The sequence below is a fragment of the Marinomonas sp. GJ51-14 genome, assembly GCF_055808695.1.
The window spans coordinates 3472256-3489195 of record NZ_CM147879.1 but is presented as its reverse complement, the minus strand read 5'-3'; the positions used below and the strand labels follow the sequence as shown (position 1 = coordinate 3489195).

General features: G+C 40.1%; 15 protein-coding genes. 8 read left to right on the top strand and 7 right to left on the bottom strand.

The annotated features are described in order from the left end of the window. Window position 1: 1 nt before the first annotated feature. From AC0L3Y_RS16890 to AC0L3Y_RS16880, 3 genes are all read right to left on the bottom strand, one after another. Complete coding sequence (locus AC0L3Y_RS16890) at window positions 2–940, bottom strand: ABC transporter permease (protein ID WP_473466718.1); 939 nt, start codon at window positions 938–940, stop codon at window positions 2–4. Next, entirely contained in the window at window positions 937–1917 is a 981-nt protein-coding gene (locus AC0L3Y_RS16885; RefSeq protein ID WP_473466716.1) for an ABC transporter permease, read from the bottom strand. The genes AC0L3Y_RS16890 and AC0L3Y_RS16885 overlap by 4 nt, the downstream gene beginning before the upstream one ends. A 75-nt stretch (window positions 1918–1992) precedes the next feature. Then, on the bottom strand, window positions 1993–3522 hold the full coding sequence (locus tag AC0L3Y_RS16880) for an ABC transporter substrate-binding protein (protein ID WP_473466715.1): 1530 nt from the start codon (window positions 3520–3522) through the stop codon (window positions 1993–1995). Window positions 3523–3761: 239 nt separating this feature from the next. Here AC0L3Y_RS16880 and AC0L3Y_RS16875 point away from each other — a divergent pair, with 239 nt between their 5' ends. The 5 genes from AC0L3Y_RS16875 (at window position 3762) to AC0L3Y_RS16855 (ending at window position 9235) form a co-directional block, all read left to right on the top strand. Next, window positions 3762–4361 (top strand): acyl carrier protein phosphodiesterase, encoded by a 600-nt coding sequence (locus AC0L3Y_RS16875; RefSeq protein WP_473466713.1) that lies wholly within the window; start codon window positions 3762–3764, stop codon window positions 4359–4361. 298 nt (window positions 4362–4659) lie between these two features. Next, complete coding sequence (ylqF, locus tag AC0L3Y_RS16870) at window positions 4660–5655, top strand: ribosome biogenesis GTPase YlqF (RefSeq protein ID WP_473466711.1); 996 nt, start codon at window positions 4660–4662, stop codon at window positions 5653–5655. Between the two features lie 14 nt (window positions 5656–5669). Next, window positions 5670–6050, top strand: coding sequence for a YacL family protein (locus tag AC0L3Y_RS16865; protein WP_473466709.1), 381 nt, complete (start codon window positions 5670–5672; stop codon window positions 6048–6050). A 68-nt stretch (window positions 6051–6118) separates the two neighbouring features. Beyond that, window positions 6119–6724, top strand: coding sequence for a hypothetical protein (locus AC0L3Y_RS16860; protein ID WP_473466707.1), 606 nt, complete (start codon window positions 6119–6121; stop codon window positions 6722–6724). 162 nt (window positions 6725–6886) lie between these two features. Then, window positions 6887–9235: a fatty acid cis/trans isomerase gene (locus AC0L3Y_RS16855; protein WP_473466705.1), complete on the top strand. Its 2349-nt coding sequence runs from the start codon at window positions 6887–6889 to the stop codon at window positions 9233–9235. A 724-nt stretch (window positions 9236–9959) separates the two neighbouring features. Here the strand turns inward: AC0L3Y_RS16855 and AC0L3Y_RS16850 are convergent. Next, a complete protein-coding gene (locus tag AC0L3Y_RS16850; RefSeq protein ID WP_473462002.1) occupies window positions 9960–10907 on the bottom strand; it encodes an IS30 family transposase in 948 nt (315 codons plus the stop codon). A gap of 403 nt (window positions 10908–11310) precedes the next feature. Between AC0L3Y_RS16850 and AC0L3Y_RS16845 the strand changes: the two genes are divergently transcribed. Next, on the top strand, window positions 11311–12303 hold the full coding sequence (locus tag AC0L3Y_RS16845; RefSeq protein WP_473466704.1) for an LLM class flavin-dependent oxidoreductase: 993 nt from the start codon (window positions 11311–11313) through the stop codon (window positions 12301–12303). Window positions 12304–12440: 137 nt separating this feature from the next. Here the strand turns inward: AC0L3Y_RS16845 and AC0L3Y_RS16840 are convergent, their stop codons facing one another. Both AC0L3Y_RS16840 and AC0L3Y_RS16835 read right to left on the bottom strand, forming a co-directional pair. Next, on the bottom strand, window positions 12441–13361 hold the full coding sequence (locus tag AC0L3Y_RS16840; RefSeq protein WP_473466703.1) for a lysophospholipid acyltransferase family protein: 921 nt from the start codon (window positions 13359–13361) through the stop codon (window positions 12441–12443). Next, window positions 13354–14064 carry a 3-deoxy-D-manno-octulosonic acid kinase gene (locus tag AC0L3Y_RS16835; protein WP_473466701.1) on the bottom strand — a complete coding sequence of 237 codons (711 nt, stop codon included), beginning with the start codon at window positions 14062–14064 and terminating at the stop codon, window positions 13354–13356. The genes AC0L3Y_RS16840 and AC0L3Y_RS16835 overlap by 8 nt, the downstream gene beginning before the upstream one ends. Before the next feature lie 106 nt (window positions 14065–14170). On the opposite strand from AC0L3Y_RS16835, the gene AC0L3Y_RS16830 reads away from it, so the two are divergent. Beyond that, entirely contained in the window at window positions 14171–15181 is a 1011-nt protein-coding gene (locus tag AC0L3Y_RS16830) for a glycosyltransferase family 9 protein (protein ID WP_473466699.1), read from the top strand. Here the strand turns inward: AC0L3Y_RS16830 and AC0L3Y_RS16825 are convergent. Next, window positions 15174–16130 (bottom strand): methylenetetrahydrofolate reductase, encoded by a 957-nt coding sequence (locus tag AC0L3Y_RS16825; protein ID WP_473466698.1) that lies wholly within the window; start codon window positions 16128–16130, stop codon window positions 15174–15176. The genes AC0L3Y_RS16830 and AC0L3Y_RS16825 overlap by 8 nt on opposite strands. Before the next feature lie 171 nt (window positions 16131–16301). Here AC0L3Y_RS16825 and AC0L3Y_RS16820 point away from each other — a divergent pair, with 171 nt between their 5' ends. Next, complete coding sequence (locus tag AC0L3Y_RS16820) at window positions 16302–16862, top strand: DUF1285 domain-containing protein (protein ID WP_473466696.1); 561 nt, start codon at window positions 16302–16304, stop codon at window positions 16860–16862. Window positions 16863–16940 lie beyond the last annotated feature (78 nt).

The following is a 16940-nucleotide window of genomic DNA, read 5'->3' as shown; positions in this document are numbered from 1 at the left end:
ATTAGTCTTTATACGTCCTTGGATTTAGGTGATCGCGTAACCAATCTCCAAGTAAGTTCATTGCTAATATCAAGATGATCAGAGTGACACTTGGAAGTACGCAAATCCACCATGAGCCAGCAAACATATAGGCAAAACCTTCTGAAATAAGAGAGCCAAGAGACGGCTCGGTCGCTGGCATTCCGAGTCCTAAAAAAGACAGGGCAGCTTCTGCCACAATGGCATTGGCAATTTGTACCGTAAAGATAACTAACACTGGAGACAAGGTGTTAGGCAATATATGACGAAACATGATGCGTTTTGAACTGATGCCCATAACTCTTGCTGCATCGACATATTCTTTTTGCTTTTCTGCCAACACAGAGGCCCGGATGGTTCGAGCGAAAAGAGGCCATTCTGTCAATCCAATTACAAGTATTAATATCACCATGGCCAATTGTTGATACATAGCAATGCCGAATACGGATTGGAAAATGGCGAGAAAAACGATAGCTACCATCATGTTAGAAAAAGACAGTTGGATGTCTGCGCAGCGCATTAAAAAGTTATCTACTCGTCCACCTAAATACCCAGCCATTAAACCAATACAAATACCTAATGTGGCTTGTATTAAAACCGCACAAATACCAATAGTAAGAGAAAGTCGAGTGCCATATAAAATAACTGAAAGTAAATCTCGGCCTTGAGCATCGGTTCCCAATAGGAAGTGTGTGTCATGACTTATCCAACTAGGTGCAATTTCGGAGTTCATTAAATCCATAAAGGCTGGATCATTCACATCAAAGGGGGCAACCAAGGGAGCAAGTAAAGCCACAAGACAGTAGAAGATGAAAATAATCAGTGCTAAAACCGCCAGTTTATCACCGACAAAACCTGACCAAATATGATTCCAGCGACTACCTGAAATAGGATGGATAAGATCTTTCTTTGAATATTTCATAGGCCATGGCTCGCTAGGCGGACTGTTGGATTTACTAAACCGTAAATTAAATCAACAAGAGTATTGGTTATAACGAACATGCCTCCGACAACGATCAGATAAGCAGCGACAAGTGGCGTATCGACTCGACTAACCGCGTCCATAAATAAGAATCCCATTCCCGGCCATTGAAAAATAGTTTCCGTTAATATGGTATAAGCCACTAAGGTTCCTGCTTGAATGCCGCCAACGGTAATGACCGGCAACATGGTGTTTTTCAATGCATGTATAAAATAAATACGTTTAGCGGAAAGTCCTTTTGACCAGGCAAAGCGAATGTATTCTGATTGTAAAACCTCCATCATTTCTGCTCGGATTAATCGAACAAAAATAGGCATCAGTGCAATGGCAAGAGAGAGGCTTGGAAGAAGTAAATGGCTTAATCCGTCTTTGGTGAAGATGCCACTGTCCCATAAACCTAATATTTCAGTGGTTTGTCCACGACCAAAACTTGGCGCTATATTCCATTCCACGGAAAAAATATAAACCATGAAAATTGCAATAATAAAAATAGGCACGGAAAGGCCGATGGAGCTTAGTATCATTAATAAACGAGAAACTGGGTGTTTAGGTTTGATCGCGGCTAATACGCCACAAGGCGTGGCGACGATGATAATGAGTAAAATTGCACAAAAAACCAGTTCTAATGTAGCCGGAAGTTTTTTAAGAATGACGTCTAAAGCAGGTTCTTTATAATAGTAAGACGTACCAAGGTCACCTTGAATAGCTCCTTTGGCAAAACGCCAATATTGACTTAAGAAGCCGTCATTTAGGCCTAGCTGCTCACGTAATTGCTCTCGCTCATCTAAGGATGCCGTCATGCTGACCATTTGTTGTACTGGATCACCCAGCTTGTCTTGGATAGCAAAGCTGATCACACTAATGATGATCATAACAAAGCAAGCTTGCATTAAACGGCGAAGTAAGAAAATCAGCATCTGGTGATTTTTTTCCTTTTGATCATTGAGATAAGTTTTCCTTGTATGCTGGTGGCAAAGTACTTCGAGTGGTTGTTATTCATCAATGAACAGGTCTCCCAAATAAGGGTAATTCTGGTCATTTACAATGTCTTGTATTTTAACTTTGCTTTTCGCAGCCCAAGAAAGATATTGCCAGTAAAGGGGAACAACAGCGGCATCTTCATATATAGTTCGTTCTATTTTCTGCAATAAGCGAAGACGTCTTTCTGGATTCATCTCTCTGTTTGCTTGATGAATATCATTGTCGATACTAGGGCGACAATATTCGCTGGCGTTATAAGCACCTAATCCTGTTTTATTGTTTGGGCAGGCAATGATGAACTCGAATAAGTTGTTGGAATCCATAGTGTCCGATTGCCAGCCAAGCATCATAATATCTGCTGTATGATTATCAAATTCTTGAAAATACTGAGCTTTAGGTAATGTTTTTAAATCTACCGTTATATTAATCCTGGCTAACATGGCGGCAACAGCTTGGGCAACTTTCTCATCATTCATGTAGCGATTGTTTGGCGCCATCATGCTAATACGAAAGCCTTTCTCGTAGCCTGCTTGTTTCATTAAGTCTTGTGCTTTGCGTAAATCGTATTCAGGCTCTAAGTCTTGGACGTGACCAAGGAAACGATCTGCGCTTAATTGTCCTGCTGGTGTAGCATGGCCCTTTAATATTTTATCTACAATAAGTGTTTGGTTGATTGCGAGATTAATTGCTTTTCTGACTCTAACGTCTTTGAATTCTTGACGTCGATTTTGATTCATATGTAACAATAAAATACGAGTGCTTGGCAAAGTGACAAGCTGAATGCCTGCGGCCCGCTTGGTTCGTTCAATATCAATAGGTGATATAGGGAATATGAAATCAACATCACCTGAGAATAAGGCAGCGAGTCTTGTTGAGTCGGTACGGATAGGCGTTAGAATAACCGTGTCTACATTACCAGGTGAGTCTACGTCCCAATAATTGTAATTACGCTTTAATTCCATTCGACTACCAAGTTCACGGTTTATAAATACAAATGGACCTGTACCTGAGACATTTTGAGACGCAAAGGTTTTACCATATTTAATAATTTCATCTCGACCTTGATAGAAAGCCTGATCCATTGGGAACACATAAGCCATGATATTTAAAAGTAGTGGGTTAGGTGAGGTCGCATGAACATCAACAGTATAGTCATTGATAGCAGTTGCTGAGGCTATGCTGTCAAACATGGCGCGAAAATCCGGCGACGTTTTTAAACGGTTAATGGTGTAAACCACATCTTTTGCTGAAAATGGATTACCAGAATGAAAAGTGACGTTTTGTCTTAAAAAGAAACGCATGGTGTGTGCGTCGATACGTTGCCATTTTGTGGCCAGTCGAGCTTCAAATTGACCGCTTTTGTTCCACCGTAATAAGGGGTCAAAAGTGAAATGAGAAAACTGCAATGTTCCTTCGGAAAGCTGTTCGTGGGGGTCTAATGAGATTGGATCTGCGTTTAAAGCAATTTCTAATTTTGTTGCGTTCACCTTGTTGCATAAAATAAGTGTCAAACAACAGGCTATAATAACCTTGATCTTCATTACTTTAGACCTCATTTATGTGTGGTGCGTTGCTCTGCTTTGTCTGCAAGTGATTCAATCGTCTTTTTTTGTAGAGTATTTGACGAGGAAATGACGTTTTATATGGCTTTTGGCCAAAAGGGTAGCTAGGTATTCTTACAAATAAATAAGTAAAAATACAGTAAGACCGTGTTGTTTCAGCACATTTAGATCAGAATTGTGTTTTATTTAAAGCATTAGGTTTAAATAAATAGGTAAATATGAATTATTTTGCTCATCTGCATATAGCGTCCATAACTCAAACATCTTGGGTTGGTAATTTATTGGGTGATTTTCCAGTAAATGCGAATTTGCTGGATGCAGATTTGTTAGAAGGTTGGCGTTTGCATCAACAAGTTGATGTTATGGTTGATCAGCATGCGGCCAGTGTCGAATATCGTTCTATGCCAAGAAATGGCCGGAGACGCTTCGCTGGCATAGTGCAAGACATTGTCATGGATTATTGGTTAATCCAAAACTGGTCTCGTTTTGGTGTAATGCCTTTAGAGGTATTTTGTGATCAAGCGGTATTGGGTTTGACGTTAGATAAAGAGCGTAGCCCTGAACGTTTGAAAAATATGATTAGCTCATTAGAGGCGGACAATTGGTTATCAACACTAGGAACCGCTGATGGTGTAGAAAAAGCCATACGTTCCATTATGCGGCGCTGGCGATATGGCGAGTATTTACAGGACTTTGTTGATGATCTTCCTAATGTTATTGAGCAAGCGGAGAGGCCGTTTTTGGCTTTATATCCAGACTTACTGAAGTTTGTTGATCAGGAAATGAAAAAAGCCGAGGCCACACGCAGCCTCGGCTAAGTGAACTTAGAAAAACTAAGTTCGGTCAAGAGAACAATCACACAAGCTTCAAGTTAGGTGCAGATTCCTTTCTTGTGCTTAATATGACGTAGATGAGTATAGGTGTTTAGCTTTCTAGCAACCTTGACTTAAGTCAGAGCTGCACCAAGTGCATGATAAAAAACTAATGGTATCTTGAGAGAGTATTTTCTCTATCTTAATTGGAACTTGTGGTAGAATCCGCCACCGAAAAAGACTTGGTCGTACTTAATCATAGCACTTCATCATAAATGCGATCATAACAACAGGGGGAATTAGCTTGGCCGTTCAGTGGTATCCAGGGCACATGAACAAAGCGCGTCGAGAAATCGAAGAGGTTATGACGCAGGTGGATATAGTCATCGAAGTATTAGATGCCCGTATTCCTGACTCTAGTCAAAACCCTATGTTAAATACATTGCGTGGTGAGGTTCCTGTTCTTCGTCTTTTGAATAAAAAAGACTTAGCTGACAAAGCTCGTTTGGATCTTTGGTTAGAACATTGGCGAGGTAGCGAGACAGTATTAGCACATCCTTTTTCAACACTTGATAAAGTTGACGTTGCTAAAATTAGCCAATGGGTAAGCCAAATGGTTCCCCATCGAGGCAGTGCTGAAAAACCGATTCGTGCGATGATCGCCGGTATTCCTAATGTGGGAAAATCCAGTTTGATGAATGCGTTGCTTGGTCGCCGTGTGGCAAAAGTGGGTGATGAGCCTGCTGTTACCAAGTCGCAACAAAAATTAAAAGTAACCAATGGCTTTCAGTTGTTGGATACACCAGGCATTTTATGGCCAAAAATTGAAAATCCAGATGCTAGTTATCGTCTAGCGGTAACCGGTGCAGTTCGGGATACAGCAATTGATTACGAAGATGTAGCTTTGGTTGGCTTGAAATTCTTTATTAGCGATTACTTGGATGCATTGGTGAGTCGTTATAAGTTAAAAGAAATTGCCGATGATCCTTATGACGTTTTGAAGGTTATTGGTTCTAAGCGCGGTGCTTTGCGGTCTGGTGGCAAGGTCGATATGCACAAAGCAGCTGAAGTATTTTTAAATGATGTAAGAACGGGTGCGATTGGTCCTTATGTGATGGAAACGCCCGAAATGATTGCATTGGAAGAGCGTTTGGTTGAAGAAGCAAAAGCGAAGAAGGAAGCAGTTCGGCTAGCAAGATTAGCCGCCGCTATACCTCAACGTCAACAAGCGAGCAATCGTGCTTATCGTGAAAATCAGGCGCAATCCACTAAGCAAGATGAAAATTTAGATGACCATTAGTGAGGTTCACTGTCATGGATTATGAAATTGCTTTTGACCAAGACGAAAATATTTATCGTATATACACAGGGTATGAATTCGCAGCAATTGGCGAGTGGATTTCTGAATATGTACGAGATTTAGAAAGTATTCAACGAGTATTAATGGCTGCTCGTCTAGCAGAAACTGAAAAAGAAACGACCGAATTCAAACATGGTCCTTTTGATGTGATTCTGAGTGAGGAGGGGGTCTCTGTTTCTCGTCAAGTTGACCTGGATTCGGCTGAAGAAGAAATAAAAGCCATGTTTGATACTCAAGAAAGCTTTTACCAAACATCAACAGATGGCATTCAGTCAGAGTGCGGTCTAGAAGATTTGATCAATATGATCGAAAACTGGCACGAAGTGCTGCAATAGTTGTTCCTTGCGCTGGCTGGGTTTACACTAGCGTATGTTTATTTTTCATGTTTTTTTAGGGAGCCAATATGCTCATCGAATTGGAAAAAGCTCGTACTCGAAATAATGTCGTTCGCATTTTTCGTGAAGAACTAGACGGACCAGAAAGCTGGACGGATGGTTTTGTTGTGGCTGCCAACGAAGAAATGGTTTTGCTCCAATTAGTGGATGACAGCATTCGTCTTAATGGTTATCAAATTCTATTTCTTGAAGACATTAGCGATTTTGCCCATCCAGCTCCCTTTAACGACTTTCAGAAAAAAGTATTAGCGCTTCGGGGCGAAGAAGTGGTTGATCCAGAAGTAGAGCTTGATGATCTTGCTGTATTGTTGATCGACATTAGCGAAGAGTTTGGTTTAGTTACCCTTCACCGTGAAGAAATTGAACCGGATAGTTGTGAAATCGGTCGTGTTATCCGCGCTGATGCAGTGACCTATGAATTAGAAGAAATTGGTTCAGACGCACGTTGGTTTGACGATACTTTTGAATACGACTTATATGATATTACTCGTATTGAATTTGGCGGTGCATATGAAGAAGCTTTAATGCTTGCCAATGATGATATGGGCGATGATGCCTATGAGTTATCTGATACTTATCCTGAAGATGATGTGAATATTGACGACGAAAAATAGTTGTTAGTTTCCTTATCTGTTTTTTAGAAAACGCCTTCATTGGCGTTTTTTTATTTTATCTGTATATATTGTCTGTATTCAGTGTGTGTTTTTCTAATTTAGGCTGAATTTGAGGCAAGGTTTTGACTTGCTTTTAGCATGAAGTAAAAAAGGAAACTTTTTATGTCTCGTTGGTTGTCACTTCTTTGTTTGCTTATTTTGGTTTCAGGCTGTGCTGCGTATGCAACGCATCAATTTGATGACCTTTTCGGTGCTGAAAATCCTGAGAACCGTGTTAGTTATATTAATAAAGATGATGCAACATTTTATAATGAGCAAGTTAAGCCGATTTTAGATAATCGTTGTGTGTCCTGTCATGCCTGTTATGACGCCCCTTGTCAGCTCAAATTGACCGCTTCAGAAGGTATTGAGCGAGGAGGTTCAAAGGACTTAGTTTATGATGGAACTCGTTTGTTAGCGGCTTCTCCAACACGATTATTTATTGATGGAAAAACTACTCAAGAGTGGAGAACAAAAGGCTTTCACCCTGTTTTAAATGAACGGGGGCAATCACCTTCTGCAAATCTGCAAGGTAGTCTGCTATATCGTGCAATAGCGTTACGCAAAAAACAGGGAGAGTTTACACAGCCTGTTTTATCAGATGATTATGATTTTTCTTTGGCGCGAGATCAGCAATGTTCGAGTGTAGAAGAGTATTCCCAGTTTGAGAGAGATTATCCAAATTGGGGGATGCCATACGGGCTCCCCGCCCTGAGTGACCAAGAGTACGACATTTTGACCCGTTGGTTAGCGAAAGGGGGAAAAATGCCAGTAGCGAAGGCGCTACCATCGACACTTCAAATGAAGGTCGAATTATGGGAATCTCGTCTAAATCGCGATGACTTAAAAGGTCAGTTGATTTCTCGTTATATTTACGAGCATTTGTATCTATACAGTTTGTACCTTGATGATGGTGAAGACTATCGCTTCCAATTAGTACGATCGAAAACCCCACCGGGTGAACCTGTTGATCGTATTGCCACACGCAGACCTTATGATCCACCTGGCGTAGCTAAAGTTTATTACCGCCTTTTAGCCGATCCTGAAGTAAAAGTTCAAAAAAATCATATTCCTATGCAATTAGACGAAGCGCGTTATATACGCTGGATGTCTTACTTTTATGGTGAAAAATACCAAGTCACAAGAGACCCTGGTTATGAACGAGAAATTGCCACTAATCCGTTTAAGGCTTTTCGTGAGATTCCTGCCCATGCTCGTTATCGTTTTTTATTAGACCATTCTCAAAATACCATCATGGCCTTTATTAAGGGGCCCGTTTGCCGTGGTCAGGTTGCTGTAAATGTAATTAATGAGCAATTTTGGGTATATTTTGTTGATCCTGAGCTGGCTTATAACAAAGGCTCTGCTGATTTTTTAGAAGACCAAGTACAAGAACTTGACTTACCCGCTGTAGGTTCTAGTAATACATTGCCTTTAGCGTCATGGGTTATCTTCTCTGAACAGCAAAAATCTTATCTATCCGCAAAAGCGGCATTAATTGAAAGTGACGCTGGGAAGAAAATGCCATTAGATCTGAATATGATCTGGGATGGTGATGGCAATAATCAAAATGCTGCGCTAACTATTTTCCGTCACTTTGATAACGCCTCTGTTGTAAAAGGTATGGTTGGACAACACCCTAAAACCTCATGGGTAATTGATTACCCATTATTAGAGCGTATTCATTATTTGTTGGTGGCAGGTTTTGATGTGTATGGCAATGTGGGTCACCAATTGGTAACTCGCTTATATATGGATTTTTTACGCATGGAAGGAGAGATGAACTTCCTGATGCTATTGCCAACCCAAGATAGAGAAAGAATTCGAAAATATTGGTATCGAGATGTTAGCCAGACAATAAAGAATTACATTTTTAGTGATTACATTAAAATTGATAGAGAAGCTGAAATTAAATATGAAACAAATGATCGTCAAGCTGAACTCTATGAAAAGTTACGTCAAAAGCTGACAAAAATTCTTGATCATGATTATGACTTAGAGCAAAGCATTTTAAATACTAAACAAATTGAAGCCTTGTATCAGCTTCAAGCTGCTCGTGGTGGAGGTTTAGTTTTCTTACCTAATGTTGTTACTGTCTTAGTGACTAAGCAGGGTGTTCCTGTAGAAGTATTAAGTCTGATTCATAACAAGGCCCATTCAAATATTTCTAGTTTATTGGATGAAGAATCGGCACGCTTGCCAGCAGAAGACGGTGTCACTTTAGCAAAAGGTGTGCTTGGTGATTATCCAAATGTTCTCATGCAAGTTGAAGAAAGTGAGTTAATCGATTGGGCTGGCCAAGTGTCCCAATTGAAAACGCGCAAAGATTATACTGAGCTTCTAAATAGTTTTGGTATCCGACGAACTCATCCAAACTTTTGGCTTGTTAGTGATGCTATTGCCAATCTGAATAAATTAGACCGACCAAGAGAAAGTGGTATCTTGGACTACAACCGTTTAGAAAATAGGTAATGTAACTCTGTGTTGTGTTGAAAATGATGTGTTTAGAGTTAATTAAAGGATATTCGTCGTGCTTTGATTTTTAGATTCCTATGACCCTAAAGTATAAAATAGATGGGATAAAAAGGCGTCAATTAAATTGACGCCTATATAGTTAAGGTTTTTTCTTCTTCCTAGGTTTTATTACTTTATTTTCGTCTGATTCTTTTTTTAATTTCCGTTTTTCTTTTATTGATAATACTGGTTTTTTCTTTTCATTTTTAGACATATCATCCCTCTAATTTAATAACAGATTAATTAATGTTTTTAAAAAATAAAAATTACATGAATAAATTGGGCCATCTCACCTCTTTGATTGATTTTTAAAATAGAAAGCTTTTTAAAACAACCTTTTTTCTGAAAGTTTATTTTTGAAGAAAAATATATTTAAATAGTCTGTTTTTTTATTTTATTGGCATTTATAGATGCATGCTAAAAAAATATTTTCATATAAAAAATAAAAAACTTTAAGAAATTCTAAGGTAATTTAAAATAATAAATTCAGGCGAGCGTAAGGTTACGCCCGATTAAGAGGGGAAGATCAGGGTAAAACTCCCTGAAAATAAAATATAAAAAAGTATTAATATAATGTCTTTCATGCTTCCAATATAGCAACTTAAATAATAACTTCAAGCTTATGTAGATCTATTTTAAAAAGAAAGCGCGAATTCAACTCCGAAGTGCACCACTCCCTAAATTACGCTGCACTTCGTAGTTCATCGAACACGACCGCAGGTTGTCTATAGCCAAGGCACTTCCTTGGCCTCAGATTTAGTGACCTTTGTACCTTCGCAACTTCTTCATCTGTCACTGTCCTAAGATCGGTTCCCTTAGGGATATATTGCCTCAGCAGACCGTTAAAATTTTCATTTAAGCCGCGCTCCCAGGAAGCGTAAGGGTTAGCAAAATACACATCGGCCTTCAGTTTTTGAGCAATGCTTTCATGGGCACAAAACTCTGTTCCGTTATCTGCGGTAATCGTATGCACGTGACGACGATAGCGCCACAGCATAGCACCAACCGCTCGACACACATCTTCAGTACTTTTCTTGGGCACTTTACGGATTAAGTACATCTTACTCTTCCGCTCAACCAAGCTAACAATCGCTCCAGTACCTTGCTTGCCTAAAACGGTATCGACTTCCCAGTCACCAAAACGCTGCTTGCTATCCACTATATCAGGGCGTTCTTCGATACCAACTCTATTAGGAATAATGACCCGTTTGGTATGCTTTCCTTTTCGATATCGCCTACCGTTGTGTCGTAAATGCTTGTACAGTTTTCCACCTTGACGCTTGTCTCTTTGCACATAGCCATAAATCCATTCATGACTGACAGGTAAGCCTATTAAATGGCTTACACCTGATATCTGTTCAGGGCTCCATTTTAGCGCTAGACCAAACTCAACATAATCGATGGTTTTCTGTGATATCTGGCTTTTCGCAGCACAGTGTCGTCGATGTTGAGCACGGCGCTGTGCGACATTAGGCTCATAAGTGCCATTGATAGTATGCCGCTTTAACTCTCGACTGATACTGGAATGACTGATGTTAAGTCGCCTGCCAATCTCTCTGTAACTTAAATGTTGGCTCAGATAGGCTTGAATCTGATATCGTTGTCCTTCGATCAACTGCTTATAGCTCATGGTAATACTCTAATTGTTTGGCGACGTTAGAATACCACCTATGGGCAGTTGATCTCTCGTCACCTACTCAACCATGAGTGGTGCACTTATTATCTGAATTTGCGAAGTATTTTAGTAGTGGAATAACGCGTCTGTGTTCGCGTCTTCCTTAGTGAATAACTGGAATGCAATAATATTGTACCCGTTCATCGGTATCGTAAGTCCTACAAGGGGCAACCTCATTCATGATGGTGGTGTTTCTCAGCTTTATCTCCTCAAGTGATACTAGAAAGCCCAGTTCTGTTATTTGTGTTATAGATAAGCATAAATACACACTTCTGCATTCCCTGCAATATTTGCTACTTGTATCTTGAGTGATTAAACCCAACTAACAATATATATTCTCTATTTGTTGGAAAATCTTATGATTCCTTTCTCTATTCTTGATTTAGCACCGGTTGCTGATGGCTACTCTGTGGCGGATTCACTTGCTATGAGTCGTAAAATGGCAATGGCGGCTGAAGAAAAAAATTATCTGCGTTTTTGGTTAGCTGAGCATCATGGTATGGCAGGTGTAGCAAGTTCTGCGACCTCTGTGGTGTTGTCTCATCTTGGTGCAGCGACATCAAAAATTCGCCTAGGTTCTGGTGGTGTTATGTTGCCAAATCATTCTCCTCTGGTAATCGCTGAGCAGTTTGGTACCTTGGCAGAACTTTATCCTGATCGAATTGATTTAGGATTGGGGCGCGCGCCGGGTACGGATATGCAAACGGCTAGAGCGTTAAGGCGTAATATGGATGCTTCCGTTGATAGTTATCCTGATGATGTCTTGGAGTTACAGAGGTTGCTTGGAAGTGGTAGTCAAGGAATTAAAGCTGTGCCTGGTTTTGATACTCATGTCCCTTTGTGGATGCTAGGTTCGAGTTTGTACAGCGCTCAAGTTGCGGCAGAATTTGGTTTACCTTATTCTTTTGCATCCCATTTTGCGCCTGATCAATTGATTCAGGCGCTTACTGTTTACCGTCGTAACTTTAAACCGTCGGAGCAGCTTGCGAAACCTCATACCATGGCTGGTGTTATGGCTGTTGTAGCCGATACAGATGAAGAGGCACAGTATTTATTTACCTCTGCTCAGCAGCAGTTTATCAATTTACGCCGTAATCGAAATGTTCCATTTGCGAAACCTGTTGATTCTATGGATGGCATTTGGTCACCTAGTGAAAAGCACATGGTTGAGCATATGTTGCAATATGCGGTTGTTGGCTCGAAGGCGTCTGTTGCCTTTAAACTTTCAAGTTTTTTAAACGCAACTGAAGTGGATGAACTTATTGTTTCTATGCCTATTCATGATCCCGAAGCACGATTGAAGTCACTAGGTTTAATGGCAGAAGTTCGAGAAGAGTTGGTGATTGGTTAATATCTAGATACATTGATGTTGTGAGTTTATCAATGGTTGTTCTAAATGGTGTATTTTAATAGAAGTCATTGGAAGCAAAAAACCACTAAAGAGATTATCTTGCTTTAGTGGTTTTTATTTAAGTAAGGATGACTATTTTAATAAGGCGATGGGGTACCTGTTACTCTTTGTGTCTTGAATCGACGGTGACCCCAAAAATACTGTTCTTTTTTCGATTCTATTTGTGCTTCGATTAGCTTATTTATTTTGGTAGCGTCTTCCACCTCATCCCCTGTCGGGTAATCTTCAAGTTCAGTGAGGGATAAATAATAGCCTTTTTCAGTGCGACCATAATCATAGAGTAAAATGGCTGCTTGAGTGGTTTTGGCCAGTTTGCTGATATGGGAAATAGTCGCACACTCTTTTCCATAGAAAGGAGCGAATACGGAATTTTTTCGACCATAATCTTGATCTACTGCATACCATACGGCTTTATTTTGCTTCAAAGATTTAAATACTTCCCGTACGTTTCTGCGTTCGATGGTTTTTGAGAAAATTGCTTGGCGTTGGCGTTCCATAACCCAATTCACGACAGGGTTTCTCTGTAATTTATAGATTGGGTGAACGTCTATGTATCGAGCCATATGGGTTCCACATAAATCGATAGAGGAAAAATGAGCGCCAATAATAATGCAGCCTTTACCTTTTGCTAGGGCCTTTTCAATTACATCTTGGTCGTTAAATGTCACTTTTGAGATAGTCTTGCTTCTGTCTTGAAACCAGGTGTTAAACATTTCAAAAATGCCTATTCCCATACTTTCTGAATGTGCTTTTGCTAACGCTATTCTTTCTTCATGAGTCATTTCAGGAAAACAAATTTTCAGGTTCACATAGCATATATGTCTTCTATTCGAGTCTAAATAATAGTGTAACTTACCAAAGTATTTACCTAGGTTTTTTTGTACGCTCCAAGGTAAAAAACTGAGCAGATAAGCAACTCCCATACCTAACCATGTTAACCAATGTTTTGGTTTTATGAATTTAGTAAAACTTTTGTCTAGAGTGCTTTTTTTAGCCATTGTATCCCTCCAAAAAAGCCTGCCACTGCTTATCTGATACGTGAAAAGTTGAGTGTTTGCTGGTTTCTTTGTCTAGTGATCGTTTTAAACGGTCAATGTTTGATTGCTGCCAGGCTGGATTTGCGGTTTTAAGTTCGCATTTATCGAAGTCGATAACCCACACTTTATTATGATTATCTATCATGATGTTATGGCAATTTAAGTCTGAATGATAAACGCCATGGTTATGGAAGTCTCTAATGACTCGTCCTATTTCTGTCCAGTTGATTTTGCTACTGTGATCACCTTTTATGATATCGAACAAATCACTGGCATTGGGTATGGTTTCTGTAAGTAGTTCTGCGTGATAGAAACCTTTGTTAAGTGTAAAGAGGCCACCAATTGGACGTGGTACAGGAAGCCCCAAAGTACACATTTTTTCTAACAGCTTTAGTTCTAGCCAGGGGCGCGTTTTTTCGATGCCGTTAAATAAGAAATATTGTTTATTTACTTTAGCAATTAAGCCCCCACGTCGATAACGACGAATCACAAAATGGCCGAAAGAGCTGTTTATAAACCAAACCGCGCCCCGACCAAGCCCGGTTCCAGACTGAGCATTTTGTGATTTCCAAAATTCAGGGTCAAACCATGACGCTGTTACTGGTAGTTCTTGATCGCTTTGTAATAACGTCATATTAGGCGATACTTTAATGGTCTGTGGCATGTTACTCGCTTTATTGTGATGTATAGGTAATGCTTATAATTTTGGACACATTCAAGGACGACTATTCTATAATACTTACCGACTTTAATCAGCCCTAGAGGAAGACATGCAACAAGAGAATATTCAACATTTAGCCGTTGTTCGGTTATCTGCGTTAGGTGATGTGTGTCACGCTATGGCTGTGGTTCAATCTATTCTGAAACAGAACCCTGGGATGAAAGTAACTTGGGTTACATCTCCACTAGAGGCGAACCTTGTACGATTGCTAAAAGGTGTGGAGGTTGTTGAATACAATAAAAAGACGGGGATTCCTGGATTATTCTCATTGCGGAAGCAATTAAAAGGGCAGCGATTTGATATGCTTTTGCATTTGCAGTGGTCCTTACGTGCAAGCTTAGTATCCCTAATGATTAAGGCCAAAAGACGAGTTGGTTTTGCTTTGTCTCATTCTCGTGAAAAACAATCTTGGTTTGTTAATGAGTTGGCACCTGAACCGAAAGGGGAGCATGTTTTAGATTCTTTTCTATCGATTGCCAGTGTACTTGGGGTCACAAAACCGAGTTTGCCTTGTGATCTTGTTTTGCCAGAAGTGAGCTTTGATCTGCCAAATCGTTATGTGGTATTGAATCCGTCAGCCTCTAAAGCAGACCGGAATTGGACAATAGAAGGCTATCAAGCGGTGTTAGATTACCTTATTGATAAAGGTATTTGCCCCGTTATTACCGGTGGACCGTCAGAAAACGAAGCGGAGTTTGCGCAACGTATCATTGAAAATCGGAAAAAAGACGTGATTAATTTAGTGGGAAAAACACCGCTGAATATGATGTTGTCTGTTCTAAAAGGCGCGGATTTGGTGATCAGCCCCGATACAGGGCCAGCCCACATGGCAACTTTGGTTGGAACTCCTGTGTTAGGTTTGTATGCACATTCAAACCCTAAACGAACAGGGCCATATCAGGATTTAGATAAGGTCATCAGTGTATACGAGAAGTTGGTTGAGAAGGAATATCAAAAGCCAGTTGCTGAATTACCTTGGTCAACACGTGTGCACGATCAAGAAGCCATGCAGCATATTCGTATTGACCAGGTCCTAGCGTTATTAAAAAGGCTTATCTAAGGCCTTTCTCTGCCAACTTAAGATCTAATGTTGCCTTTAAGAGCTTATATAATTGGATAGAGGCATCAATTTCTTCTTTTCTATTGGTTAAGCTTTCTATATTCAAACCAAGTGGAACATCTAGTGGTAAAGCTGTTTCGATAATTTGCTCTAAAGCGTTACGACAAATTTTTATGGACTCATCCAATGGTGTTGCTGAATCTAGAATGCGGTGTTTGGTTGCATCTGGCACCGAGATGCCTAGCCATTCCATGAATTCGAGTGTTTTGGCGCTACCACAAGGTGTGAAGGTTAAAATGATACGCTTTGGCGTCTCACCTTGTTGTTTACATTCTCTTGCATAGCGACTGATTAAATCAGCTGTTGCTTGATGATTGTAAACCGCTTGTGAGATAAAAAATTCACAACCTGCGTCCGATTTTTTCATCAAGCGTAAATGCTCGTCTCCTTTTTTTGCATGGCGCTCAGCAATGGTGACACCACCCAAATTGAAATCATGAGACGATGCTTTTAATGTATCGTACGCTTTTGGTAAAGGTAGTTTGATATTGCCATCAGAAGAAGGTGAGCCAACTAGCACTAAATCGCGAATACCAAAATCTTCCCATGCTTCTGTTAACCAGCCAGAAAACTCTTCTGAACTGCGAGAAGAAACAGATTTATAGGTAATAACAGGTTTGCCTGATTGAGTATGAAGGCGCTTTGACCAAGCTCTGGGATCATGGGTTTCCATAAAAGGGAAAGGGCGAGGTTTGTCGATGCGACTCGTTTCGTCTTGAATGTCATAGACGATCAAGCCATCAGCCTCAACATTTGTTAAGCGTTCTAAGAGCTTGTCACTAATTTGCTCTAGCTGTTCTTCTCCAACAGATGACCGTGGCGGTGTTGTGCCAATGAAGTACACGCCTCTGCTGGGATCTTGAAACTTTGTTGCCAATTCGGATTTCATAATGTCACACTCTAAGTAGGCGAGGCAGATAATGTTGTTCTGTACCTCGGTAAATTTGCTTGATGTGGCTATTCTAACAGTGAAATGTATTCAAGGCTTTGCTTACAAGTTGAATAATATTGTAGATGAAATGAGGCTCGCTAATTCGTTCAATAAAATAAAGAGGTAAAGATGCCAAATATTGAGTTAAAGGGGCTGCATGAAATAACGTCATTTAAAACCAGTTCATCGGGCTTGCCCCCAGTGCATACTTGGTCTCCTCCTTTTTGTGGTGATATGAATCTTATTATTAAAGCAAATGGGGAATGGTTTCATGAGGGTGGAAAAATAAGGCGTTCTGCCATGGTTACCATGTTTAGTCGAATTTTATGGTTCGAAGCTGGTGAATACTTTTTAGTAACTCCCGTTGAGAAAGTTCGGATCCAGGTGGAAGATGCCCCTTTTTTAGTTACTGAATGGCGTTGGATAGAAACCGTGCAAGGGCAAGCTATTGAGTTTAAGACACATACAGATGATGTTTTAGTGTTGGGTGTAGACTGTAATTTATGGATGGATTTTTTTAAAGACGAAGAGCGCCCTTATATTTCGATGCGCTACGGAATGAAGGCATTGGTTGGCCGCAATGTGTTTTACAGTCTAGTTGAAAGCTTAGAAAGGGTTGAGACATCAAAGGGAACCGGTATGGGGCTGATAAGCGCGGGTAAATCTTATCTTTTAATGGAAGATGAATGACGAATTCTTACCCGTCTAGGTATATAATGTGATGCATTGAGCGTGATGTTTTGCTTTGCGCATTATTTTTGTTTGAAG

Bases quoted from the DNA above. Each gene is read 5' to 3' on its own strand.
- AC0L3Y_RS16890 (WP_473466718.1), bottom strand. From the start codon at position 940: ATGAAATATTCAAAGAAAGATCTTATCCATCCTATTTCAGGTAGTCGC.
- AC0L3Y_RS16885 (WP_473466716.1), bottom strand. From the start codon at position 1,917: ATGCTGATTTTCTTACTTCGCCGTTTAATGCAAGCTTGCTTTGTTATG.
- AC0L3Y_RS16880 (WP_473466715.1), bottom strand. From the start codon at position 3,522: ATGAAGATCAAGGTTATTATAGCCTGTTGTTTGACACTTATTTTATGC.
- AC0L3Y_RS16875 (WP_473466713.1), top strand. From the start codon at position 3,762: ATGAATTATTTTGCTCATCTGCATATAGCGTCCATAACTCAAACATCT.
- AC0L3Y_RS16865 (WP_473466709.1), top strand. From the start codon at position 5,670: ATGGATTATGAAATTGCTTTTGACCAAGACGAAAATATTTATCGTATA.
- AC0L3Y_RS16860 (WP_473466707.1), top strand. From the start codon at position 6,119: ATGCTCATCGAATTGGAAAAAGCTCGTACTCGAAATAATGTCGTTCGC.
- AC0L3Y_RS16855 (WP_473466705.1), top strand. From the start codon at position 6,887: ATGTCTCGTTGGTTGTCACTTCTTTGTTTGCTTATTTTGGTTTCAGGC.
- AC0L3Y_RS16850 (WP_473462002.1), bottom strand. From the start codon at position 10,907: ATGAGCTATAAGCAGTTGATCGAAGGACAACGATATCAGATTCAAGCC.
- AC0L3Y_RS16845 (WP_473466704.1), top strand. From the start codon at position 11,311: ATGATTCCTTTCTCTATTCTTGATTTAGCACCGGTTGCTGATGGCTAC.
- AC0L3Y_RS16840 (WP_473466703.1), bottom strand. From the start codon at position 13,361: ATGGCTAAAAAAAGCACTCTAGACAAAAGTTTTACTAAATTCATAAAA.
- AC0L3Y_RS16835 (WP_473466701.1), bottom strand. From the start codon at position 14,064: ATGCCACAGACCATTAAAGTATCGCCTAATATGACGTTATTACAAAGC.
- AC0L3Y_RS16830 (WP_473466699.1), top strand. From the start codon at position 14,171: ATGCAACAAGAGAATATTCAACATTTAGCCGTTGTTCGGTTATCTGCG.
- AC0L3Y_RS16825 (WP_473466698.1), bottom strand. From the start codon at position 16,130: ATGAAATCCGAATTGGCAACAAAGTTTCAAGATCCCAGCAGAGGCGTG.
- AC0L3Y_RS16820 (WP_473466696.1), top strand. From the start codon at position 16,302: ATGCCAAATATTGAGTTAAAGGGGCTGCATGAAATAACGTCATTTAAA.